Source organism: Paractinoplanes brasiliensis (genome assembly GCF_004362215.1).
Taxonomy (GTDB): Bacteria; Actinomycetota; Actinomycetes; order Mycobacteriales; family Micromonosporaceae; genus Actinoplanes; species Actinoplanes brasiliensis.
In genome coordinates this window covers 1,427,021-1,448,183 of the sequence record NZ_SNWR01000001.1, presented here as the reverse complement: position 1 = coordinate 1,448,183, position 21,163 = coordinate 1,427,021, and the positions used below count along the sequence as shown (strand labels likewise).

The following is a 21,163-nucleotide window of genomic DNA, read 5'->3' as shown; positions in this document are numbered from 1 at the left end:
CACGCGCCCGTGAAACTCGCTCGGTATGTCTGCGGCGGCGCCCCGGCCAGGTGGCGGCTCGTGCCCGCTGGGTGGCGCGGTAATTGGGTCGCGCGGTGGCGACGGCGGCGGCACCATGAGGGCGTGACCAAGCCGTACACGCATCCCGCTGTCCCTGTCGCCGCGGCCGATCGGGCCCCGCGACAGCAGCAGCGTGTCCTCAGCGGAACGGCGGTCCCTCAGCAGCTGTCATGAGCGCGGCGTTTCTGGCCGGTGTCACCGCCGGCTACGGAGTCGCGCTGCCCATGGGCGCCATCGGCGTGCTCATCGCCGGGCTCAGCGCCCGCACCTCGCTGCGGGTGGGCGCGGCCGCGGGCTTGGGCGCAGCAACCGCCGACGGGGTGTTCGCCGCAATCGCGGTGGCCGGGGGCGCTGCCGTCGCCGGGTTGATCGCCCCGATCGCCGCGCCGCTGCGCTGGGTGGCGGCCGTCGTCCTGCTGGCCATCGCCGCGGTGACAGCGCGGGCCGCCTTCCGCAAGCCGGGTGTCGCCGCCGTCGATCGACGACCGGCCACGCCGTGGCGGGCCTACCTGGGCGTGCTCGGCCTGACCCTGCTCAACCCGGCCACCGTCGTGTACTTCGCCGCGCTGGTGCTGGGCCGGGGCGGCGAGGGCGGGGGAGTGCTGTTCGTCCTCGGGGTGCTGCTCGCCTCGGCCAGCTGGCAACTGGCGATCGCGGGCGGCGGCTCGCTGGTCGGCCGGTGGCTGACCGGACCACGGGGGAGGGCCGTGACGGCCCTGGTCTCCAGCCTGGTGATCGCCTACCTGGCGGTTCGCCTGATCCTGCCCGCCTGACGGGGATGCGAGCGGTCAGAGGTGTTTGGTTGCTTCCCGGATCGACAAACCGGACAGCAGCGAACGGTGCGACTCGACGAAATTCCGGACCTCGTGGGGCGCCGTACGGGCGTATTGCCGGAGCGCCCAGCCGATGGCCTTGCGAACGAAGAAGTCGCGGTGACCGGCCTGGGCCGCGCAATAGGCGAACAGCCGTTCCTCGTCGGTGCCGGCGCCGTAGTGCAGCTGATGCAGGATCGCCACGCGGATCAGCCACTTGTTCTCGTCGCCCGACCACTCGTCCATCACCTCGGCCAGCGGGCGATGCCGTTTCACCAGGCCGCCGGTGAACCGGGTGGCGAGCGGGTCGACCGTGTCCCACCACGATTTGGTGGTCACCAGTTCGCGCACCGTCGCGATGAACCCGGGGCCGGGCACGTCGACGTGGCGGATCAGGTAGGAACACGCCACGTATTGGTATTCGCGCTCGGGGCGGGCCCACAACTCGAGCGCGATGGTGCGCAACTCGTCTTCGGAGGGACGCGGCAGCCCGGCCTGTGCCGCCTTGGCCAGCTTTTGCACGACGGGAGCGGGCAGCCCCAGGAACTCGAACCGGTTTTTCATGTACGCCGCCATGCCCGTCGCGCGTTCCGGGTCGGCGGCCGGCCGGAAGTGTTCGTCGAGGCGCGCCAGCAGGTCGTTCATGCCGCGCATCCTGCCACCGTAGTGTGACAGGAATGGGTGAACGGGCGGCCGCGGGCGGCGGGAAATGGGTGGATGTCGCGCCGGAGCGGCTGCCGCGATGGCTGGAGAACTTCGAGCGCCGTCACGGGGCGTACCGGGAAACGGGTTTGACCTTGACCGCCGAGGACGGGGCGACGGCGACCTGGCACACGCCGCCCGGCGCGGGGAAGGCGGAAACAATCGCCGAGCTCATGGAAATCGCGCGGCGACCCCGCCGGATGGGGCTTCTGCTCGCGCGCAAGGGGGCAGTGGCGGCGGGCATCGCCGTGGGCGCCGAGCTCGTGGATTCCAAGGTGGACCGGAATTACGTGCAGGGGCGCACGGCGGCGGGCGGGTGGTCGCAGCAACGTTTCGCGCGCCGCCGCGACAATCAGGCGAAGGCGGCCGCTGCCGATGGCGCCGGCATTGTGGGGCGCATTCTTCTTCCCTCCGTACGGGATCTGACCGTGCTCGTCACCGGCGGCGATCGCGCCGCGGTGGAGGCGATTCTGTCCGCCCCGTCCCTGGCTCCGCTCGCTGCCATTCGAGCCGACCGGTTCCTGGATGTGCCCGAGCCCCGGCACGCGGTTCTGGTGTCCGCGGTCGCCGGGGCCCGTGCCGTATCCGTGCTGGTGAAAGAACCCGCCTAGAACGACGTCGCGCAGCTCTTGGGCGAGCCCGATTCGTAGCCCTTGCTGAAGGCCTGCTGCCGCTGCGCCGCCGTGCCGTGCGTGAACTCCTCCGGGTTGACCGGGTTGCCGCCGCGCTTCTGCAGGACGTCGTCGCCGATCTGCCCGGCCGTCTGGATGCCCTCCTGGATGTCCTGCTGGGTGAGGCTCTTGAAGATCTTGTCGCCGTCCTGGTCGGTGGTCGCGGTGGCCGCCTTGGCCCACGCGCCGGCGTAACAGTCGGCCTGCAGTTCGAGCTTGACCGACAGCGCGTTCTTCTCCGACGCGGAGGCGCCCTGCTGGGCCCGGCGCATCTTGGCCTCGGTGCCGGTGATGTCCTGGATGTGGTGGCCGTACTCGTGGGCCAGCACGTACGGCTGGGCGAACTCGCCCGGCGCGCCCAGCTGCTTGGACAGCACCTGATAGAAGGTCAGGTCGATGTACACGTTGTTGTCGGCGGGGCAGTAGAACGGCCCGACGCCCGAGTCGGCCGCGCCGCAGGCCGTGTTCACCCGCTGCGAGAAGATGACCGTCTTGGCCGGCTGGTACTCGATGTTGAAGTTCTCGGGCGTGGCGGTCCGCCAGTACGCCTGGATCGAGTTGATGTAGAGCACGTTGCGGCACTCGAGCTTGTCGAGGGCGCCCTGCTGCGAGCACTCCTGGGTGATGTTCGTGTTGTCGCCGGTCTCGCTGCCGCCGCCGAGCTGGTTGAAGCCGAAGTAGCCGCCGGCTACCGCGATCACGATCGTGATGATGATGCCGACGAGGCCGCCGCCGCCGATCGGGATGGGCAGCCCGCCCAGGCCGCCGCCACCGCCGCCGGAGCCCCGCCGGTCCTCGACCTGACTGGTATCGATGTCGGCGTTCTCGTTGAGTTCCATCTCATCCTCACTGGGCCGTGCGGCGAAGGGTGTGCGCTGGGTACCCGATGATCTTGATCGTTAATCGGTTGGGAGGTAGCCGGACCCGCCCGGTAGTATGGCCGGGTGCTGCTCTGCGAAGACTGACCTGTCCCGCGCCGACCCGGAGAACACCTCGCGTCGGCGTTTTCGTGTGCCCGGAGTCAGCCTTATCTTCCCGAGAGCGAGCTTTCACCCATGATCACCGCCACCGGACTCGAACTGCGCGCGGGCGCCCGCATCCTGCTGTCGCCGGTCACCCTCCGGGTGCAGCCGGGCGACCGGATCGGCCTGGTCGGCCGTAACGGCGCGGGCAAGACCACCACGCTCAAGGTCCTGGCCGGCGAGGGCCAGCCGTACGCGGGCGCTGTCGAGCGCACCAGCGAGGTCGGCTACCTGCCGCAGGACCCGCGCACCGGCGACCTCAACGTCACCGGCCGCGACCGGGTGCTCAGCGCCCGCGGCCTCGACTCGATCATCGCCGAGATGCAGAAGCTGGAGATCGAGCTCGAGGAGAGCGCCGACGACAAGCTGGTCCGGCGCTACGGCAACCTCGAGGACAGGTTCGCCGCGCTCGGCGGTTACGCCGCCGAGGCCGAGGCCGCCCGCATCTGCTCCAACCTGGGGCTGCCCGACCGTGCCCTGGCTCAGACCATCGGCACGCTCTCCGGCGGTCAGCGCCGCCGCATCGAGCTGGCCCGCATCCTGTTCGCCGACTCCGGGCAGAACGGCAAGGGCATCTTGCTGCTCGACGAGCCCACCAACCACCTCGACCAGGACTCGATCGCCTGGTTGCGCGGCTACATGGCCCAGCACAAGGGCGGCCTCGTGGTGATCAGCCACGACGTCGAGCTGCTGGAGGCCGCGGTCAACAAGGTCTGGTACCTCGACGCCAACCGTTCGGTCGTCGACATCTACAACGTGGGCTGGAAAAAGTACCTGGAGTCGCGCGAGACCGACGAGCGCCGCCGCCGCCGTGAACGGGCCAACGCCGAGAAGAAGGCCGGCGCCCTGATGGCTCAGGCCGACAAGATGCGGGCCAAGGCCACCAAGACGGTCGCCGCGCAGAACATGGCTCGTCGCGCCGAGAAGCTGCTGGGCGGCCTGGAGGAGACGCGCGTCGCTGACAAGGTGGCCAAGGTTCGGTTCCCCACCCCGGTGCCCTGCGGCAAGACCCCGCTCACGGCGACCGGCCTCTCCAAGTCGTACGGGTCTCTGGAGATCTTCACCGACGTGAACGTGGCCGTCGATCGGGGCTCGCGCGTGGCCATCCTGGGTCTCAACGGCGCCGGCAAGACCACGTTGCTGCGCATGCTGGGCGGCCTGCTCGAGCCGGACACCGGCGAGGTGCGCCCCGGCCACGGCCTGCGGCTGGGTTACTACGCGCAGGAGCACGAGACGCTCGACGTCGACCGTACGATCCTGGAGCACATGCGCAGCGCCGGGTCCGAGCAGACCGACACCGAGCTGCGGAAGATCCTGGGCGCGTTCCTCTTCTCGGGTGACGACGTCGACAAGCCGGCCGGGGTGCTCTCCGGTGGTGAGAAGACGCGGCTCGCGCTGGCCACGCTGGTCTGCTCGGGCGCCAACGTGTTGCTGCTCGACGAGCCGACCAACAACCTCGACCCGGTCAGCCGCGAGCAGGTGCTCGACGCCATCGCCAACTATCCGGGCGCGATCGTGCTGGTCACCCACGACGCGGGCGCGGTGCAGGCGCTCAAGCCGGACCGCGCGATCCTGCTGCCGGACGGCGACGAGGACGCGTGGAGCGACGACCTGCTGGAGCTCGTCGAGCTGGCCTGACGCCCCGCGGGTGTGTGCGTGATCCGCGAATCATCACCATCGTTTGTTGTCAACCAGTGCCCACACAGACAGTGCGACGTTCGGGCGTTTGCGGGCAGGCCGGACATCGCTCCCGGCGTCCCGAAGTTGGCACGCCGGGGGTGGCAGCGGACGGTAGGGGCCGTATCGACGCTGCGTCATGTCTGGTCGCCGGCGCTTCCCGGCCGCGCGTTTTCGCAGGTGATCGATGGTCTTGGGGAAACGGAGCGCGGAGTCGCCGTTCGTCTTGAAACGTTGCCGCCCTAACGTGTGTTAACAGTCTGACATTGATGGGCGTGGTCATCGTCAAGTTCCTGACAGTGATAAATGGGCACGTTGGCTAGGCCTGGATACCTAGCGCATGATCGTTGGAGGCGGTCTAATAGGTGAGACCGTATGAACCGCACAGTCTGGGACGTGAGGATTCAAGATGCCAGCCACGGGCACAGCCACCAGCACTGAGAAGGGTCGCCGAATCGTCGGCAGCGAGCGCCAGTCGTTAGCGAAGGATCTGGTCAAGCGTTACACCGGCGGAGAGAGCATTCGCGCACTCGCCGCATCGACCGGTCGTTCCTACGGATTCGTGCACCGCGTGCTGACCGAGTCCGGCGTGCAGCTCCGCCAGCGTGGTGGCGCACGTCGCCGCAAGAAGGCGTGACGGCCGGCGACGCCGCACCCGGCCTCCCCGCCGACGAGTCGGGCGTTCGCTACGACCTGGACGGGCCGGTGGCAACGGTGACGTTGTCCCGGCCCGAGGTGCTCAATGCGCAGACCCCGGCCATGTGGGCCGAGCTCTCGAACATTTCCCGGAAATTAACGGGGGACGTTCGAGTCGTCATTGTCCGGGGCGACGGACGCTCCTTTTCCGCCGGCCTGGATCTGTCGGTCGCACGCGGCCAAGGCGATTCTTCACTTGCGAAGCTTTCGCAGTTGTCGCCCGAGGAGTGCGCGGATCGCATTGCCGGCTTCCAGTCGGCGTTCACCTGGCTGCGCAACCCCTCCATCGTGACGATCGCGGCGGTACAGGGACACGCGATCGGCGCCGGATTCCAACTCGCGCTCAACTGCGACATGCGCGTTCTCGCCGATGATGCGAAGTTCTCGATGGCCGAGGTGACTCTCGGGCTGGTTCCCGATCTGGGCGGCACGAAACGGCTCACCGAGCTCGTCGGGGCGTCGCGGGCCCTGGAGATCTGTTTGACCGGCCGGCGCATCCCGGCCGACGAGGCCCTGTCGCTGGGACTGGCCACGGCCGTGGTGCCGGGGGCCGATCTCACCGCCGCCGTGTCCGACCTGGCCGCCGCCGTGCTGGCGGCCGACCGGGGCGCGGTCGCCGAGATCAAGGCGCTGCTGGCCGGGGCCGGTCAACGGTCGTACGAGGAGCAGGACCGCGCCGAACGTGAGGCGCAGACCCGCAGGCTGCGAGATCTGACGGAATAGTCTCCTCACCACCGGAAGTTGTCATACCCGGCGGGCAGACTCTGGGCTGCCCGCTGGTTCGTTCTGACACGCCCGGGAGGTGACGAGATGAGCATGTCCAGCTGGTCCATGCTGCGCTCGCTCCAGAACTCGGACCGGGTGGCCGAACACCGCCTCCGCCGGGGCACCACCCGGCGGATCCTGCGTTTCGCCCGGCCCTACCGCCGCGACATCGTCGTGTTCCTGGTCACCGTGGTGCTCGCGGCCGGCATCGGGGTCGCGACACCGCTGCTGGCCGGGCACGTGGTCAACGCCATCACCGGCGCCGCCCCGGACGCGGCCGGCACAATCATGAAGCTCGCCGTCGCGATCGCCGTTCTCGCGGTCGCCGACGCGTTCCTCTCCCTCGCCCAGCGGTGGTATTCGGCGCGCATCGGCGAGGGCATCATCCTCGACCTGCGCACCCAGGTCTACGACCACGTGCAGCGCATGCCCCTGCAGTTCTTCACCCGCACCCAGACGGGCGCCCTGGTCAGCCGCCTCAACAACGACGTCATGGGCGCGCAGCGGGCCTTCACCTCGACGCTGTCCGGTGTGGTCAGCAACGTCATCCAGCTGGTGCTCACGGCCGGGGTCATGTTCAGCCTGTCCTGGCAGATCACGTCGTTGTCGCTGGTGATGCTGCCGCTGTTCATCATCCCGGCCCGCCGGGTCGGCAAACGCCTGGCCGAGATCACCCGCGAGTCGTACAACCTGGACGCCAAGATGAACGCGACGATGACCGAGCGGTTCAACGTCGCCGGCGCGATGCTGGTCAAGTTGTTCGGCAGCCCCGGGGCCGAGGCGTCCCGGTTCGGCGAGCGGGCCACCCGCGTCCGCGACATCGGCGTGCAGCAGGCCATGTATTCGCGCACGTTCTTCGTGGCCATGCTGCTGGTCGCGTCGCTGGCCCAGGCCCTGACCTACGGGCTGGGCGGCTGGCTCGCGGTCACCGGCAGCGTCACCGCGGGCACCGTCGTCACGCTGGCGCTGCTGCTCACCCGGCTCTACGGCCCGCTCACCGCGCTCAGCAACGTGCGGGTCGACGTGATGAGCGCCCTCGTCTCGTTCGACCGTGTCTTCGAGGTGCTCGACCTGAAACCCGGCATCGAGGAACGTCCCGGCGCCGTGGCGCTGCCGTCCGGGGCGGGGCGTATCGAGTTCGACGACGTGCATTTCCGCTACCCCAGCGCGAGCGAGGTGTCGCTGGCCACCCTGGAAGACGTTGCCACCCTCGACCGTACGGAGAACGCCCCCGTGCTGCGCGGCGTCGGCTTCACCGTCGAACCGGGGCAGCTGGTGGCGCTGGTCGGCCCGTCGGGCGCGGGCAAGTCGACGACATCGATGCTGGTCTCGCGCATTTACGACGTCACCTCGGGCGCCGTGCGCATCGACGGGATCGACGTGCGTGACACGACCCTCGATTCCCTGCGTGACACGATCGGCGTCGTCACCCAGGACGCGCATCTGTTCCACGAGACCATCGCCGAGAACCTGCGGTACGCCCGTCCCGGCGCGACCGACGACGAGATGTGGGAGGCGTTGCGCGGCGCCCAGGTGGCCGATCTGGTGGCCGCACTGCCCGACGGGCTCGAGACGGTCGTCGGCGAGCGGGGTTACCGCTTCTCGGGCGGTGAGAAACAGCGGCTGGCCATCGCCCGGCTGCTGCTCAAGAAGCCGTCGATCGTGGTGCTCGACGAGGCCACGGCCCACCTCGACAGCGAGTCCGAGGCGGCTGTGCAGCGGGCCTTGGCCACGGCGCTCGAGGGGCGCACGGCTCTGGTCATCGCCCACCGCCTGTCGACGGTGCGCGACGCCGACCAGATCCTGGTGCTCGACGCGGGCCGCGTGGTCGAGCGTGGGCGGCACGAGGAACTGGTGGCGGCGGGCGGTCTTTACGCCGAGCTCTACCGCACCCAGTTCGCCGGCGGCTCACCCGGGCGGCCCTACGGCGACGACGTCGAGATCGTGACCGTGCCGGCGGGCCAGATCGAGCCGTGAAGCCGACGCCCGCGGTCAGGCTTTGCGGCCGCTGAGGGCGAGCAGCTGTTCGAACTCGCCCGCGCCGGGCGGGGCCTCGACGACCTCGTTCTTGAAAGCGCCCAGCTTGCGGCCGGTCGGGGCCATCTGCTCCATGAACGGCAGCAGAGCCTCGACCGCGCCGTCGTGGGGCGTGTACGGCTGGGCGGTCGCCGTGGCCAGATCCCAGCCGTGGATGGTGAGGTCGGCCAGAGCCAGGTTCCCGACCATCGCCTGCGGCAGACCCGCGCCGGCGGAAACGCCTTCGAGCGCATCCGGATCCGACCAGGCCGCGATCATGCGCTCGGTCTCGTCGGCGAATCTGTCCCGCCAGCCCTCGGCGATCGAGTCGGGCGTGTTGCTCATGTCGAGCGGCTCCCGTCGCGCGGCTCCCTGGAACACGACCACCACCTGGAAGAGGTGGTTGAGCAGGTCACGCACCCGGAACTCGGCACACGGCGTGGCATCGTCGAGCTGCTCGTCGCGGACACCCCGCACGACCGGGACCGTCCGCTCAGCCGCCGCCGCCATCAACGTGCTGATCTGAGTAGTCATCCGACGACCGTAGCGAAGCCGCGCGTAGTTCCGCACAGGCCGCGCCCAGCGTTTCCACCGTGTAGTGGGCGTGCGGCCGCCGGCTCGGCCCGCGTGGGCTTCACAGCGTACGCAGCATGCCGCCGTCGACCGCGACAGTCACGCCGGTGACGTAGCTCGCGGCGGGGGAGAGCAGGAACGCGGCGACCCGCCCGAACTCGGCGGGCTCGCCCAGTCGGCGCATCGGGATGGATTCGGCGACCGCGGCGGCCTCCTCCGGCGACTTGATCAGCTCACGGTTGCGGTCGGTGAGGATCCGGCCGGGCAACAGGCTCACGACGCGGATGCCGCGGGGAGCGTACTCGTCGGCCATGTCCTTGGCCGCCATGGCGAGCCCGGGCCGCAGACCGTTGGAGAGGCCCAGCCCGTGCACGGGCGACTTGACCGTGCTGGAGAGCACCAACCCGATCGCGCCGGCCTCGGGCAGCGCCGACGCGAACACGCGTGCGGCCCGGACCGAGCCCAGGAAGACCGTCTCGAACGCCGTACGCCATTGCTCGTCGGTCATCGCGGCCGCCGTGCCGGGCGCCGGCCCGCCCACCGAGATCAGCGCGCCGTCGAACCGGCCGAACCGTTCCACCGCCGCGTCGGCCAGGGCCCGCGCCGCACCCGGATCTGCCAGGTCGGCCACCACCCCGGCCGCGGGGCCCTCCCCGCCGAGCGACTCGACCGCCGCCGTCACGTTCTTCTCGTCGCGGGACGAGATCACCACCTTGGCCCCGTCGGCGACCAGCGCCTGGGCCGTGGCGAACCCCAGCCCGCGCGAGGCTCCGGTCAGGACGTACACACGATCGGCGAGCCCGAGATCCATGCGTACGATCCTAGGCCCGGCGCAACGCCGCCGCGGTGGCCGCGTCGGCCGGCTCGGGCAGGTTCCCACCCGCTCACGCCGCGGGCCTCAGGAACGGCCCCGCAGGATCCAGACCCGGCCCGCCACCTGCAGCGCCACCGCGCCACCGGTGGAACGCAGCGCGGGGCCCCGGCGTGACGCCGGCGTGGAGGAACCGTCGTAGCGCCACGCGGCTTCGCGTTCGGCCAGCTCGACGGCGGCCACGGACGGCAGGAGCCCCCGGCCGGCCAGCTCGCGGGCCATGTCCCAGCCGTCGCGCAGCGAGCCCTGGGTCGGGCGTGTCGCCGCCCACCCGGCGAACTCGCGCTTCCAGCGTTCCCCGAACCCGGCCGCCAGCATCGGCCACTGCCGGGCGACCTCACCCGCCCGCTTGCGCAACAGGGCAACGCGGGCCGCCTCGAAGCGCGCACCGTCGATCCCGGCGGGCACCGGCTTGCCGGCCGTCAGCGCCCCGACCAGGGCGGCCTGCTGCTCGGCCAGGCTCATGTGACCGTGGGGTAGCCGGAGGCGCCGGCGATGGCGTCCAGTTCCGCGGCCAGCGCCGCCGCCGGTGGGTAGTCGCCGTCGCGTTCGAGCATCAGCGCCGGTGGCCGGTGGCGGGCGCACAGCTCGGCGACCAGGTCGAGCACCGGCTGCGGGACGGCGTCGGTGTGGGTGTCGTGGTAGAGCCCCTGATGTTCGGCGCCGCCGGCCACGTGCACGTAGGCGACCCGGTCGAGCGGCAGCTGGTCGAGCAGGTCGAGCGGGTCGTCGCCGCGGTTGCGCGCGTTCGCGTACACGTTCGCGATGTCGAGCAGCAGCATCGCCCCGGAACGGTCCAGGATCTCGCCGATGAACTGGGCCTCGGTCAGCTCGTCGCCGGGCCAGTCGAACAGCGCGGCGATCGGTTCGAGAGCGATCGGCACCGCGACCGCCGCCTGCACGCGCCGGACGTTGGCGACGACGGCGTCGACAGCCTCCCGCGTACGGGGGAGGGGCAGCAGATGCCCCGCCTCGACACCCCCGGCCCGCACGAACGCGATGTGCTCGCTGACCAGGGGAGCGTTGAGCCGCTCGGCCACGGCCGCGAAGTGCTCGACCCGCGCGGGTTCGACCGCCTCGGCCCCGCCCAGCGAGAGCCGTACGCCGTGCGGGACCACCGTGACGCCCCGGTCGAGCAGCGCCCGCAGACCGGGTGGCAGGTCCCCGTGTGCGTGCACGGACTCGGCGACCACCTCGGCGAACCGGAGACCGGGCAGACCCTCGACGAAGCCGCCGATCTCGGGCCGCCAGCCGATCCCGACCCCGTACGTGGTCTGAACGCGTACGGGGTCAGCCACCGCAACCGCCCCCGCCGCCGCAACCGCCGCCGCCTCCGCACGAGGAGGAACCGGAGCACGAGCTGGAGCTGCCGCCGTCGCTGCCGCCCGACGCGCCGCCCGTGGCCGCGATGCGCTGGACCTCGGCCTCGGCCGCGAACGCCGGGTCCATCGAGTACAGCGCCGCGCCGCCGTAGAGGGCCACGCCCATGGCCGCGCCCGTGGCGCCGTAGGTCGCGTACGAGGGGTTGTGACGGGGCGCCAGATGGTCGTGCTTGCGGCGAAGGTCGCGCATGGACCGGTTCGCCGCGTCGGTGGCGTAGCGGCGGCCGCGCAGCAGGGTCAGGGTCAGGACGAACGCGGCGATCGTCGCGAAGATCATGAACAGGACCGGCTTGTTGTTGTTCGCCCCGGCCACGATGCGGGCGATGCCGACCACGACCAGGGCCACGCCGCCGAGGGCCCAGAGCCGGGCCTCGCGGGTCTGGCTCGCGCTGACCGCCAGCCCGGTGCGCTCCAGGCGATCACGCAGCTGCTCCAGCGCCGAGGCCACCCACTGGTCGTCGTGCAGGTCGCGGGAGCGGACCCCACGGGCGGCGGCGTTGTAGATCGCGCTGTCGAGCGGCGTGACACCGGCCGGCAGCGGACCGGTCTGCACGAGCGTGCGGCCCGCGCCCGCGCCGATCGCGCCGGCCGCGCGCAGGCCGCCCAGCGAGGAGTAGACGGCGAGGCGGTCCCCACCGTTGAGGTAGGCCACCTGCTGCGGGCCGAGGCTGTCGACCGTGGCGCCGCGGTCGCCGCGGAACAAGGCGCGGCGGTGGAACGAGGCAATGATCGCGATCGCCACCCCGGCGGCGATGAAGTATGTGAGAAAGGTCGGGCCGGAGATTCCCCAGGTGTCGTTCATCGGGCTGGACCTCCTGCGGACGGGGCTGGTACGGCCCATTGTGCAGGCGCGCGCAAGGCTTGTGATCAGGCCCTTCGGACAGCTTCCTCGACCACGTCGAGGACCCGGGTCAGCTCACCCGGCGGGCGGCCCGTCGCGAGGTGCAGCACGAGGCCGTCGTAGGCCAGTTCGAGGAACTGGGTGAGCACCTCGACCGGCACGTCGTCGCGCAGCACACCGGCCTCGCGCTGGCGCTGGAGCCGCTCGCGGGTGGCGTCGGCGATGGCGGCGGAGCGCTCGGCCCACCGCTTGGCGAACGCCGGGTCGGTGCGCAGCCGCCGCGACACCTCCAGCTGGGTGCCGAGCCAGCCGGCCGTGTCGCCCTCGCTGCCGCCGGCGCGGGCCAGCAGGTCACGCATCACCTGAACGAGGCCGTTGCGGGCGACCGTCTCGACCATCGCGGCCGCGTCGTCCTCGGCCACGGCCAGGAACAGCGATTCCTTGTCGCGGAAATGGTGGAAAATCGCGCCGCGGGACAGCCCGGTTGCGTCCTCGAGGCGCCGCACCGTCGCACCCTCGTAGCCGAACCGCGCGAAACAGTCGCGCGCGGCCGCGAGGATCTCGTGGCGGCGGGCGTCGAGCTGGTCCTGACTGACACGGGGCACGTAGTGGATCGTGTCACGTGCCCCCTTTCGCATGCAATCCGTACGTACGTCTTGGCAACGCTGCGGGTGCGGCACCGCCGGTGAGCAGCAGTGAACGGACGGATAGCGCGAATTCCCCCAACCCGGCCGTAAGTTGTTTACAACACTGGACTACTCGTTGCCCCTTCCGCTCACGTAAAGTGCCCGGGTGCCCCTCGTCCTGATAGCTCTCGACGACACCCTGCTCGACCGCAGTGGTGCCTTCAGGCTGTGGGCGAAGGGTTTTCTCGACGAGATCGGGGCGCCACCGGACGACCTCGACTGGTTACTCTCGGTCGACGCCGACGGCCTGACCTCGCGCTGGGACCTCGCCGACCTGATCCGCGACCGCTACCGGCTCGCCGTCCCGTCGATCGACCTCGTCGACGAGCTGCACGAGGGCCCGCCGGCGTACGAGAAACTCGACCCGATGGTGGGCTGCGCGCTGCAGATCGCCGGCGACGCCGGGCTCGTCCCCGTGGTGGTGACCAACGGCCGGGCCGAGATCCAGGACAGCCGCATCCGGCGTACGGGTCTGGATCGTTATGTCGCCGACTGGGTGATCTCGGAGCGGGCCGGGGTGAGCAAGCCCAACCCGCGCATCTTCGCGATGGCCGCCCAGCGGGTGCGGATGCGGCTCGGCGGCGCCTGGGTGGTAGGCGACAGCCCCGAGGCCGACATCGGCGGCGCCGCGGCGATGGGTCTGCCCAGCGTGTGGCTGCACCGGGGGCGCGAGTGGGTCGACAACCGGTTCGCCCCCACCAAGATCGTCGGCAACGTGATCCAGGGGATCTCGGCCATCATGGCCGCCGCCCGGTAAACAGGTTGCGCGCGACCGCCGCCCTCCGGGAGAGTGGCGTCGTCCGAACGAGAGAGAAGGAGGTCGAGTCCATGGCTGTCGTTGTGATGCCTGCCGCCCGAAACCTCTTTTCTTCTCTCTCCAAGGAGACCCCGCAGTGCGCGAGCACGACTCTTTCGGCCCGGCCACCATGCGCCGCGGCCGCCGCAAGTTCGACGACGACGAACCAGACTTTCTGAAGCGCGGGCGCCCCGCGCCGCAGCTGAAGGAAGACCCCGACCTGCCCGAGGTCGGTGACCGCTGGTCGACGTGGGACGGTTCCCTCAAGGGCCCCGAGCCCCGCCCCGACTGGGTGCGCACCGAGTACGGCGCGGTAGACACCGAACTCGGCATGCTCAAGACCGGCAAGGAAGCCGACGTCCACCTCGTACGCCGGGCCGTTCCCGGCACCGACAAGGTCAGCATGCTGGCCGCCAAGCGCTACCGCGACGGCGACCACCGGCTGTTCCACCGCGACGCCGGCTACCTCGAGGGACGCCGGGTCCGCCGGTCACGCGAGATGCGGGCCATGACCAACCGCACCTCGTTCGGCAAGGAGATGATCGCCGGCCAGTGGGCGGTGGCCGAGTTCGGCGCGCTCAGCCACCTCTGGCAGGTCGGCCAGGAGAGCGGCCTGGTGCGGGTGCCCTACCCGGTGCAGCTGATCGGCACCGAGCTCATGCTCGAGTTCATCGGCGACTGGGAGACCGGCGAGGCGGCGCCCCGGCTCGCACAGGTGCGGGCCGACCCGGACACGCTGGCCGGCCTGTGGACGCAGATGACCGACGCGTTGTCTGTGCTGGCCCGCGCGCAGGTGGCGCACGGCGACCTCTCGCCCTACAACATCCTCGTGCACGAGGGCCGGCTGGTGCTCATCGACCTGCCGCAGATCGTGGACGTGGTGGCCAACCCGCAGGGCGCCGACTTCATCGCCCGCGACGTCCGCAACGTCGGGGCCTGGTTCACCCAGCGGGGCCTGACGGTCGACATCGACGAGCTGCTGGACAGGCTGCTCTACGAGGCCGGCCTGAGATGACCACCGGGGCCGCGGCCGGTGTTTCTGCACCGTCCGCGGCCCGGCCGGTTCACTGCAGGTAGCCCTCGACCTCGCTGACGCTGTGCGCCTGCTCGGCGTTGGGGTCGTTGCCCACCTCGCGGGCGGCGCGACGACGGCGAAGCAGGTCCCAGCACTGGTCCAGGGCCTCTTCCAACTCCTTGAGCCGGGCGTGCTCCTCGTCCGAGGAGATCTCGCCCTTGCCCAGCTGCGTGCGCAGCTTGTGCTCCTCATCGACCAGGCCGTGGATCCGGCTCAGCACAGTCTTGTCATCCATGCGCGAAGCCTATCCTCGCCGCGCGGTCAGAGATCTCGCCGCTGGAAGGCCAGCCCGGCCAGCGCCAGCATCACAACTGTCCACACCACCGCCCACACCAGGTACGCGCCGGTCAGCGGGGCCGAGCTGAGGAACGGGTGCCCCTCGAAGGCCTCGCTGAACTGGGTCAGCAGCGACGGGTCCTGGAACGAGCGCATCGCCCCGCGCCACAGACCGTCGGTGGGCAGCAGCATCTGCGAGACCGTGCCGACCTTGCGGACGCTGTCGTTGCCGAGCGCGCCGCCGACGCCGCCGACCACGCCCGCGATCCAGGTGGCCCCGAACAGGCCGACCGCCACGATGCCCGAGGCCATCGGCGAGATCACCGTCGACAGCAGCAACCCGAGCGTGAGCAGCGCTATCGCCTGACCGGAGAGCAGGGCGAGCCCCGAGGCCGGACTGGGCGCCGAGTAGCCGGTGGTCAGCTTGACGATCACCAGCTGCGCGGCGCCGGCGACGGCCACGAACCCGGTGCCGAAGGCGACCAGGCCCAGCCACTTGCCCGCCAGCACCTGCGCGCGGCGCACCGGCCGGGCCAGCACAGCCAGCGCGATGCCCGACTCGGTCTCGCCGGCCAGGGTCGGACCGGCCAGGAAAGCCGTGCCCAGCGCGGCGATCAGGCTCAGCCCGAACATCACCAGGTTGAGCACGATCGCCGCTGCCAGCTTGGCCTCGCCGCTGGTCAGGCCGCCGAACTCGGCGTTGATGCGGGAGAAGCCCCAGGCGCTCAGCGCCAGCAGCAAGATCGTCAGGACGGCCAGCGAGCGCAGCACCCGGCGGCGGGCGGCCTCGCGCAGGGTCAAGCCGGCGACGGTGAGAACAACGGTCATGATCCGCTCCGGATGATGTCGAGCAGGCGTTCCTCGAGGCTGATCCGGCTCGGCTCCACGGCGTGGACGCGTACGTCGAGCTTGACCAGATCGGCGATCAGCTCGGGCACGTCGATGTCCCCGTCGATCACGTACGTGGCTCCGTCCTGCGTGAAGTCGCCGAGCCGCGCACGGGCCGCGTCGGACAGGTCCGACAACGTCAGCCGCAGCTCCTGCCGTCCCAGCAGTTCGGGAAGCGTGCCCGAGGCGGCCACCCGCCCGTGGTCGAGGATGACAACCCGGTCGCACACCCGCTCCACCTCGCCGATCAGATGCGAGTTGAGGAGCACGGCCACCCCCTTCTCGCGCAGGGTCAGGAGCAGATCCCGTACGTCGGCCCGGCCGATCGGATCGAGGGCGCTGGTCGGCTCGTCGAGCACCACCAGCTCGGGCCGGGCGACCAGCGCGACCGCCAGGCCGAGACGCTGCTGCATGCCCTTGGAGAACCCACCGACCCGGTCGTCGGCGCGATCCGCCAGACCGACCAGCCCGAGCGGCTCCTCGTCGGCCGGGACCGAGGCCAGCCGCGCGTGCAGCCGAAGCACCTCGGCGGCGGTCAGCCACGGCTGGTAGCGGAACAGCTCCGGCAGGTACCCGACCCGCGCCCGCGACCGGGGATCGGCGCCCGGCCGGCCCAGCAGCATCACCTCGCCGGCGTCCGGGCGTGCCAGGCCCAGCAGCATCTTGATGACGGTGGTCTTGCCGGCGCCGTTCGGGCCGAGCAGCCCGACCACCTCACCGCGGCCCACCTCGAACGACACGCCGTCCACGGCCTGCCTTTTCCGGTAGCGTTTGCGCAGCCCGGAGGCCCAGACGGCGGCGCTCACTTGAGCCCCCGGGCCACCGTCAGCACCTCGCCGGGGCTCAGCGACCCGGCCACCAGCGTGACCCTGCCGTCGTCGACCCAGACCACGGCCGCCAGCACCTGATCGGTCGAGCTGAGCACGGTCGCCGGCCTGCCGTTCACGTCGGCGGGCTTGCTGGTCAGCTTCTCGGGCATGACGTGCAGCGGGAGCGTCCGGCCGTCGGCCGAGAAGCTGCGGAGCTGGTTGGCCACTTCGGCGGGCAGACCCGAGAGCGACAGCAGATAGTCGCGGGCGGTCGCGAACGGAACCCCGGTCGAGTACGCCGTGGGGGCGACCGCCCGCGCCACGATCAGCGACGGCACGCCCTGGTTGCTCGACCACACCGCGGCCGCGCCCGGGCCGGCGGTCAGGCGGAACTTGCTGCCGTCGAGGCCCGCGGGCATCGGGGGAGCGTCGGCGGCGAACGCCCTGACCTTGCCGGCCCGGAACGTGAACGTGGCGGTGATCCGTTGTCCCGCCTGGTACTGCGGGTCGCCGGTGACACCGCGGGGCAGCTCGGTGACGTCGGGCAGGGCGAGCCCGGTCTCCTTCTCGGCGGCCGCCCGGCCGGCGACTGGGTGGATCTTGGGGCGTTCGGTGATCTCGACGTCGCCCCACGAGGACAGGTCGGGGATCGCCATCAGGTCGGCCTGGCGTACGGGAACGGGGGCGATCTTCTCGGTGCGGAAGATCTGCAGCCAGTCGGTGGCGGCGGCTGTGCCCGCCCCGGCGAGCAGGACCAGGGCCGCCAGTCCGGCCACCAGTGGCGTCCGTTTTGTCGCCCAGCGCCGGTAGGTGCGCGCTCGTGCCGCACTATGCACTGACTTATCGGCAAATGTCAGCCAGGCCACGTCGGGGTTGACGTCGGCCTCGGCGTAGAGAGCGTTCGCCGCGAACTCAGCATCCCGGCGAGCGTCAGCCAGCCCGTCCCGGCAGGCGGGGCAATCGGCGACGTGTTCGCGGTCGGTGTCGGTGACGCCGGCGGGCTCGTCCACGAGCCGGCGCAGCACACCCTCACTCGGATGGCGCATGACGGTTCAACTCCTTGCGCAGGGCGGACTCGGCGCGCCGCACGATCGTGCCGACGCTGCCGGGGGAGACGTCGAGGGCGGCCGCCACCTCGGTGTAGCTCAGGCCGCTGTGCCGCAGCACGAGCGCGACCGCCTGTTTGCGGGGCAGCCGGCTCAGCGCGGCCCGCACCCGCCGGCGCTCCTCGCGGGCGACCACCGCTTCGGCGACGTCGGGCACGGTGGCGTCGCGTGGGTGGGCTGCTTCCTCCCGTCCGGCGCGGCGTTTCCCCGTACGGATGTGGTTGAGCGCGGTGTGGGCAGCGGCGACCGACAGCCAGGGCAACGCCTCGCCGGCCGGCACCCCCGAGCGCCCGAACGTCAGGAAGACCTCCTGGGCCACGTCCTCGGCCTCGTCCCGCGACCCCAGCACCCGCGCGGCGACGGCCACGACCCGCCGGTACGAGTCGCGGAACACCTGCTCGAGGTCGGGCCGCACCTCATCCGCTGATCGGGCCACGCTGTCCTTCCTGTCCCACGACAGTGCAACGTCCATGCCCTGTCAGCACCGCCGCACCCCCTCCATGTGACAGCGCCGGCCGTCAGAACGGGTGCAGGTTGCGGGGAGGAAGTGTGAAGACGCGGCCGAAAAGCCGAACCCCCGCCCTCCGGGAGCGGAAGGCGGGGGTTCGGCGGGGATCGTCAGCTGTTGAGCATCTTGCGCAGGACGTACTGCAGGATGCCGCCGTGGCGGTAGTAGTCGGCCTCGCCGGGGGTGTCGATGCGGACGTCGGCGTCGAACTCGACGCCCGTGTCGGTGCGCACCGTGACCGTCGACGGGGTCTCGCCGTCGTTGAGGGCCGTGACGCCGGTGATGGTGAAGGTCTCGGCGCCGGTGAGGCCGAGCGACTCGGCGTTGGTCTTGGGCGGGAACTGCAGCGGCAGCACGCCCATGCCGATCAGGTTGGAGCGGTGGATGCGCTCGTAGCTCTCGGCGATGACCGCGCGCACGCCCAGCAGCATCGTGCCCTTGGCCGCCCAGTCCCGCGAGGAGCCGGAACCGTACTCCTTGCCGGCCAGGATCACCAGCGGGACGCCGGCTTCCTGGTACGCCACCGAGGCGTCGTAGATCGTGGTCTGCTCGCCGGTGAGGTGGTTGACCGTGAAACCGCCCTCGACGCCCGGCACGAGCTGGTTGCGCAGCCGGATGTTGGCGAACGTGCCGCGGATCATGACCTCGTGGTTGCCGCGGCGCGACCCGTACGAGTTGAACTCGTGACGCGGGACGCCGTGCTCGGCGAGGTACTTGCCGGCGGGCGAGTCGGCCTTGATCGAGCTGGCGGGCGAGATGTGGTCGGTGGTGACCGAGTCGCCCAGCTTCGCGAGCACCCGGGCGCCCGAGATGTCGTTCACCGGCTGCGGCGACGGCTGCATGCCCTCGAAGTACGGGGGCTTGCGCACGTACGTCGACTCGTCGGACCACTCGAAGGTCTTGCCCTCGGGCGTGGGCAGCGACTGCCACTGCTCGTCACCGGCGAAGACGTCGGAGTACGCGGTGCTGAAGCCCTCGGCGCCGATCGCGGACGCGATGACGTCGTCGATCTCCTTGGCGCTGGGCCAGATGTCGGCGAGGAAGACCGGCCGGCCGTCGGAGCCCGTGCCGAGCGGCTCGGTGGTGATGTCGATGTCCATCGAGCCGGCCAGCGCGTACGCCACGACCAGCGGCGGGGACGCCAGGTAGTTCATCTTGACGTCCGGGTTGATCCGGCCCTCGAAGTTGCGGTTGCCGCTGAGCACGCTGACCGCTGTCAGGTCGGACTCGTTGACGGCGGCCGAGACCTCCTCGGGCAGCGGGCCCGAGTTGCCGATGCAGGTGGTGCAGCCGTACCCGACGAGGTTGAAGCCGATCTTGTCGAGGTAGGGCGTGAGGCCGGCCCGGTCGTAGTAGTCGGAGACGACCTTCGAGCCCGGGGCGAGGGTGGTCTTGACCCACGGCTTGCGGGTCAGGCCCCGCTCGACCGCCTTCTTGGCCAGCAGCGCCGCGCCGATCATGACCTGCGGGTTCGACGTGTTGGTGCAGGACGTGATGGCGGCGATCACCACGGCGCCGTGGTCGAGCTCGTACTCCACGCCGTCCTCGCCGACCACGCGGGTGGGCTTGGAGGGACGGCCGTTGGCGCCGGTGGCCGCGCTGAACACGTGCGGCTTGTCGGCCGCCGAGTCCTCGTGGTTGGCCGGCGGGTCGCTGGCCGGGAACGACTCCTCGGACGCCTCGTCGGCCGGGCCCTGGTCGGACACGTAGTTGGTGAGCGCGTCGCGGAACATCGGCTTTGCGGCGTTCAGCGGCACCCTGTCCTGCGGGCGCTTCGGCCCGGCCAGCGACGGCACGATCGTCGACAGGTCGAGTTCCAGCTTCTCGCTGTAGGCGGGCTCGGCGTCCGGGTCGAGCCACAGGCCCTGCCGCTTCGCGTACGCCTCGACCAGCGCGACCTGCTGCTCGGAGCGGCCGGTGAGCTTCAGGTACTTGATGGTCTCGTCGTCGATCGGGAAGATCGCCACGGTCGAGCCGTACTCGGGCGACATGTTGCCGATGGTGGCCCGGTTGGCCAGCGGCACGGCGCTCACGCCGGGGCCGTAGAACTCGACGAACTTGCTGACCACGCCGTGCTCGCGGAGCATCTCGGTGATCGTGAGCACGAGGTCGGTGGCGGTGGTGCCGGCGGGCATCTCGCCGCTGAGCTTGAAGCCGACGACCCGCGGGATCAGCATGCTGACCGGCTGGCCCAGCATGGCCGCCTCGGCCTCGATGCCGCCGACGCCCCAGCCCAGCACGCCCAGGCCGTTGACCATCGTGGTGTGCGAGTCGGTGCCCACGACGGTGTCGGGGTAGGCCTGGCCGTTGCGCTCCATGATCGTGCGGGCCAGGTACTCGATGTTGACCTGGTGCACGATGCCGGTGCCGGGCGGGACGACCTTGAACTCGTTGAACGCGGTCTGGCCCCAGCGCAGGAACTGGTAGCGCTCGCGGTTGCGCTGGTACTCCAGCTCGACGTTGCGGGCGAAGGCGTCCTCGCGGCCGAACAGGTCGGCGATGACCGAGTGGTCGATGACCAGCTCGGCCGGGGCGAGGGGGTTGACCTTGGTGGGGTCGCCGCCCAGGTCCTTCACCGCCTCACGCATGGTGGCCAGGTCGACCACGCAGGGCACGCCGGTGAAGTCCTGCATCAGCACCCGGGCGGGAGTGAACTGGATCTCGATGCTCGGGTCGGCGGTCTGGTCCCAGCCGCCGAGCGCGCGGATGTGGTCGGCGGTGATGTTGGCGCCGTCCTCCGTCCGCAGCAGGTTCTCCAGCAGGATCTTCAAGGAGTAGGGCAGGCGGTCGTGCCCCTCGACCTTGTCGATCGTGAAAATCTCGTAGCTCGCGTCACCGACGCGCAGCTCGCTCTTCGCACCAAAGGTGTCGAGGCCGGCCACCGTCATCTCCTTCACACCCAGCGACTGTCGTTCAAGTCTTTCGCACCGA

22 protein-coding genes are annotated in these 21,163 nt (G+C 70.8%); 8 read left to right on the top strand and 14 right to left on the bottom strand.

Translation table 11 applies throughout. The features are described 5' to 3' along the window. The first annotated feature begins 230 nt into the window (after positions 1 to 230). A complete protein-coding gene (locus C8E87_RS06105; protein WP_133872166.1) occupies positions 231 to 833 on the top strand; it encodes a LysE family transporter in 603 nt (200 codons plus the stop codon). Between the two features lie 15 nt (positions 834 to 848). Here the strand turns inward: C8E87_RS06105 and C8E87_RS06100 are convergent, their stop codons facing one another. Next, positions 849 to 1,526, bottom strand: coding sequence for a DNA alkylation repair protein (locus C8E87_RS06100; RefSeq protein ID WP_239080584.1), 678 nt, complete (start codon positions 1,524 to 1,526; stop codon positions 849 to 851). Between the two features lie 23 nt (positions 1,527 to 1,549). Here C8E87_RS06100 and C8E87_RS06095 point away from each other — a divergent pair, with 23 nt between their 5' ends. Then, positions 1,550 to 2,185 (top strand): acVLRF1 family peptidyl-tRNA hydrolase, encoded by a 636-nt coding sequence (locus C8E87_RS06095; RefSeq protein ID WP_133872165.1) that lies wholly within the window; start codon positions 1,550 to 1,552, stop codon positions 2,183 to 2,185. On the opposite strand, the gene ypfJ is transcribed toward C8E87_RS06095, so the two are convergent. Further along, positions 2,182 to 3,084 carry a KPN_02809 family neutral zinc metallopeptidase gene (ypfJ, locus tag C8E87_RS06090; RefSeq protein WP_133872164.1) on the bottom strand — a complete coding sequence of 301 codons (903 nt, stop codon included), beginning with the start codon at positions 3,082 to 3,084 and terminating at the stop codon, positions 2,182 to 2,184. The genes C8E87_RS06095 and ypfJ overlap by 4 nt on opposite strands. A 216-nt stretch (positions 3,085 to 3,300) precedes the next feature. On the opposite strand from ypfJ, the gene C8E87_RS06085 reads away from it, so the two are divergent. From C8E87_RS06085 to C8E87_RS06070, 4 genes are all read left to right on the top strand, one after another. Further along, positions 3,301 to 4,905, top strand: coding sequence for an ABC-F family ATP-binding cassette domain-containing protein (locus tag C8E87_RS06085; RefSeq protein ID WP_133872163.1), 1,605 nt, complete (start codon positions 3,301 to 3,303; stop codon positions 4,903 to 4,905). A 448-nt stretch (positions 4,906 to 5,353) separates the two neighbouring features. Next, entirely contained in the window at positions 5,354 to 5,581 is a 228-nt protein-coding gene (locus C8E87_RS06080) for a helix-turn-helix domain-containing protein (protein WP_133872162.1), read from the top strand. Then, the gene (locus tag C8E87_RS06075; RefSeq protein ID WP_133872161.1) at positions 5,578 to 6,363 is read left to right on the top strand and encodes an enoyl-CoA hydratase/isomerase family protein; all 786 of its coding nucleotides are present in this window, start codon (positions 5,578 to 5,580) and stop codon (positions 6,361 to 6,363) included. The genes C8E87_RS06080 and C8E87_RS06075 overlap by 4 nt, the downstream gene beginning before the upstream one ends. A gap of 87 nt (positions 6,364 to 6,450) precedes the next feature. Beyond that, complete coding sequence (locus C8E87_RS06070) at positions 6,451 to 8,382, top strand: ABC transporter ATP-binding protein (protein ID WP_133872160.1); 1,932 nt, start codon at positions 6,451 to 6,453, stop codon at positions 8,380 to 8,382. 15 nt (positions 8,383 to 8,397) lie between these two features. Here C8E87_RS06070 and C8E87_RS06065 read toward each other — a convergent pair whose 3' ends face one another. The 6 genes from C8E87_RS06065 to C8E87_RS06040 form a co-directional block, all read right to left on the bottom strand. Continuing rightward, complete coding sequence (locus C8E87_RS06065; protein ID WP_166661097.1) at positions 8,398 to 8,955, bottom strand: TIGR03086 family metal-binding protein; 558 nt, start codon at positions 8,953 to 8,955, stop codon at positions 8,398 to 8,400. A gap of 100 nt (positions 8,956 to 9,055) precedes the next feature. Next, a complete protein-coding gene (locus C8E87_RS06060) occupies positions 9,056 to 9,805 on the bottom strand; it encodes an SDR family oxidoreductase (RefSeq protein ID WP_133872159.1) in 750 nt (249 codons plus the stop codon). An 87-nt stretch (positions 9,806 to 9,892) separates the two neighbouring features. Continuing rightward, positions 9,893 to 10,330, bottom strand: a complete 438-nt coding sequence (locus C8E87_RS06055; protein WP_133872158.1) for an SCO6045 C-terminal-like domain-containing protein — start codon at positions 10,328 to 10,330, stop codon at positions 9,893 to 9,895. Beyond that, complete coding sequence (locus tag C8E87_RS06050; protein WP_133872157.1) at positions 10,327 to 11,163, bottom strand: MbnB/TglH/ChrH family RiPP precursor modification enzyme; 837 nt, start codon at positions 11,161 to 11,163, stop codon at positions 10,327 to 10,329. The genes C8E87_RS06055 and C8E87_RS06050 overlap by 4 nt, the downstream gene beginning before the upstream one ends. Continuing rightward, the gene (locus C8E87_RS06045) at positions 11,156 to 12,049 is read right to left on the bottom strand and encodes a TIGR04222 domain-containing membrane protein (protein WP_133872156.1); all 894 of its coding nucleotides are present in this window, start codon (positions 12,047 to 12,049) and stop codon (positions 11,156 to 11,158) included. Before C8E87_RS06045 ends, C8E87_RS06050 begins: the two co-directional genes overlap by 8 nt. 65 nt (positions 12,050 to 12,114) lie before the next feature. Beyond that, positions 12,115 to 12,693 carry a TetR/AcrR family transcriptional regulator gene (locus C8E87_RS06040; RefSeq protein WP_133872155.1) on the bottom strand — a complete coding sequence of 193 codons (579 nt, stop codon included), beginning with the start codon at positions 12,691 to 12,693 and terminating at the stop codon, positions 12,115 to 12,117. Positions 12,694 to 12,880: 187 nt separating this feature from the next. Between C8E87_RS06040 and C8E87_RS06035 the strand changes: the two genes are divergently transcribed. Both C8E87_RS06035 and C8E87_RS06030 read left to right on the top strand, forming a co-directional pair. After that, on the top strand, positions 12,881 to 13,531 hold the full coding sequence (locus C8E87_RS06035) for an HAD family hydrolase (protein ID WP_133872154.1): 651 nt from the start codon (positions 12,881 to 12,883) through the stop codon (positions 13,529 to 13,531). Between the two features lie 136 nt (positions 13,532 to 13,667). Continuing rightward, positions 13,668 to 14,585 (top strand): serine protein kinase RIO, encoded by a 918-nt coding sequence (locus C8E87_RS06030; protein ID WP_438866013.1) that lies wholly within the window; start codon positions 13,668 to 13,670, stop codon positions 14,583 to 14,585. 49 nt (positions 14,586 to 14,634) lie between these two features. Here C8E87_RS06030 and C8E87_RS06025 read toward each other — a convergent pair whose 3' ends face one another. The 6 genes from C8E87_RS06025 to acnA form a co-directional block, all read right to left on the bottom strand. Then, positions 14,635 to 14,880, bottom strand: a complete 246-nt coding sequence (locus tag C8E87_RS06025) for a DUF2630 family protein (protein ID WP_133872153.1) — start codon at positions 14,878 to 14,880, stop codon at positions 14,635 to 14,637. A 26-nt stretch (positions 14,881 to 14,906) separates the two neighbouring features. Further along, positions 14,907 to 15,749 (bottom strand): ABC transporter permease, encoded by an 843-nt coding sequence (locus tag C8E87_RS06020; RefSeq protein WP_133872152.1) that lies wholly within the window; start codon positions 15,747 to 15,749, stop codon positions 14,907 to 14,909. Beyond that, the gene (locus tag C8E87_RS06015) at positions 15,746 to 16,615 is read right to left on the bottom strand and encodes an ABC transporter ATP-binding protein (RefSeq protein WP_239080585.1); all 870 of its coding nucleotides are present in this window, start codon (positions 16,613 to 16,615) and stop codon (positions 15,746 to 15,748) included. Before C8E87_RS06015 ends, C8E87_RS06020 begins: the two co-directional genes overlap by 4 nt. After that, positions 16,612 to 17,664 carry a hypothetical protein gene (locus C8E87_RS06010; protein ID WP_133872151.1) on the bottom strand — a complete coding sequence of 351 codons (1,053 nt, stop codon included), beginning with the start codon at positions 17,662 to 17,664 and terminating at the stop codon, positions 16,612 to 16,614. Before C8E87_RS06010 ends, C8E87_RS06015 begins: the two co-directional genes overlap by 4 nt. Further along, the gene (locus C8E87_RS06005) at positions 17,648 to 18,196 is read right to left on the bottom strand and encodes a sigma-70 family RNA polymerase sigma factor (protein WP_133872150.1); all 549 of its coding nucleotides are present in this window, start codon (positions 18,194 to 18,196) and stop codon (positions 17,648 to 17,650) included. The genes C8E87_RS06010 and C8E87_RS06005 overlap by 17 nt, the downstream gene beginning before the upstream one ends. Positions 18,197 to 18,342: 146 nt before the next feature. Then, positions 18,343 to 21,120, bottom strand: coding sequence for an aconitate hydratase AcnA (gene acnA, locus C8E87_RS06000; protein WP_166661306.1), 2,778 nt, complete (start codon positions 21,118 to 21,120; stop codon positions 18,343 to 18,345). Positions 21,121 to 21,163 lie beyond the last annotated feature (43 nt).

Bases quoted from the DNA above. Each gene is read 5' to 3' on its own strand.
- C8E87_RS06010 (WP_133872151.1), bottom strand. From the start codon at position 17,664: ATGCGCCATCCGAGTGAGGGTGTGCTGCGCCGGCTCGTGGACGAGCCC.
- C8E87_RS06065 (WP_166661097.1), bottom strand. From the start codon at position 8,955: ATGACTACTCAGATCAGCACGTTGATGGCGGCGGCGGCTGAGCGGACG.
- C8E87_RS06080 (WP_133872162.1), top strand. From the start codon at position 5,354: ATGCCAGCCACGGGCACAGCCACCAGCACTGAGAAGGGTCGCCGAATC.
- C8E87_RS06095 (WP_133872165.1), top strand. From the start codon at position 1,550: ATGGGTGAACGGGCGGCCGCGGGCGGCGGGAAATGGGTGGATGTCGCG.
- C8E87_RS06025 (WP_133872153.1), bottom strand. From the start codon at position 14,880: ATGGATGACAAGACTGTGCTGAGCCGGATCCACGGCCTGGTCGATGAG.
- C8E87_RS06060 (WP_133872159.1), bottom strand. From the start codon at position 9,805: ATGGATCTCGGGCTCGCCGATCGTGTGTACGTCCTGACCGGAGCCTCG.
- C8E87_RS06055 (WP_133872158.1), bottom strand. From the start codon at position 10,330: ATGAGCCTGGCCGAGCAGCAGGCCGCCCTGGTCGGGGCGCTGACGGCC.
- C8E87_RS06100 (WP_239080584.1), bottom strand. From the start codon at position 1,526: ATGCGCGGCATGAACGACCTGCTGGCGCGCCTCGACGAACACTTCCGG.
- C8E87_RS06005 (WP_133872150.1), bottom strand. From the start codon at position 18,196: ATGGACGTTGCACTGTCGTGGGACAGGAAGGACAGCGTGGCCCGATCA.
- C8E87_RS06020 (WP_133872152.1), bottom strand. From the start codon at position 15,749: ATGACCGTTGTTCTCACCGTCGCCGGCTTGACCCTGCGCGAGGCCGCC.
- C8E87_RS06085 (WP_133872163.1), top strand. From the start codon at position 3,301: ATGATCACCGCCACCGGACTCGAACTGCGCGCGGGCGCCCGCATCCTG.
- C8E87_RS06070 (WP_133872160.1), top strand. From the start codon at position 6,451: ATGAGCATGTCCAGCTGGTCCATGCTGCGCTCGCTCCAGAACTCGGAC.
- ypfJ (WP_133872164.1), bottom strand. From the start codon at position 3,084: ATGGAACTCAACGAGAACGCCGACATCGATACCAGTCAGGTCGAGGAC.
- acnA (WP_166661306.1), bottom strand. From the start codon at position 21,120: ATGACGGTGGCCGGCCTCGACACCTTTGGTGCGAAGAGCGAGCTGCGC.
- C8E87_RS06045 (WP_133872156.1), bottom strand. From the start codon at position 12,049: ATGAACGACACCTGGGGAATCTCCGGCCCGACCTTTCTCACATACTTC.
- C8E87_RS06105 (WP_133872166.1), top strand. From the start codon at position 231: ATGAGCGCGGCGTTTCTGGCCGGTGTCACCGCCGGCTACGGAGTCGCG.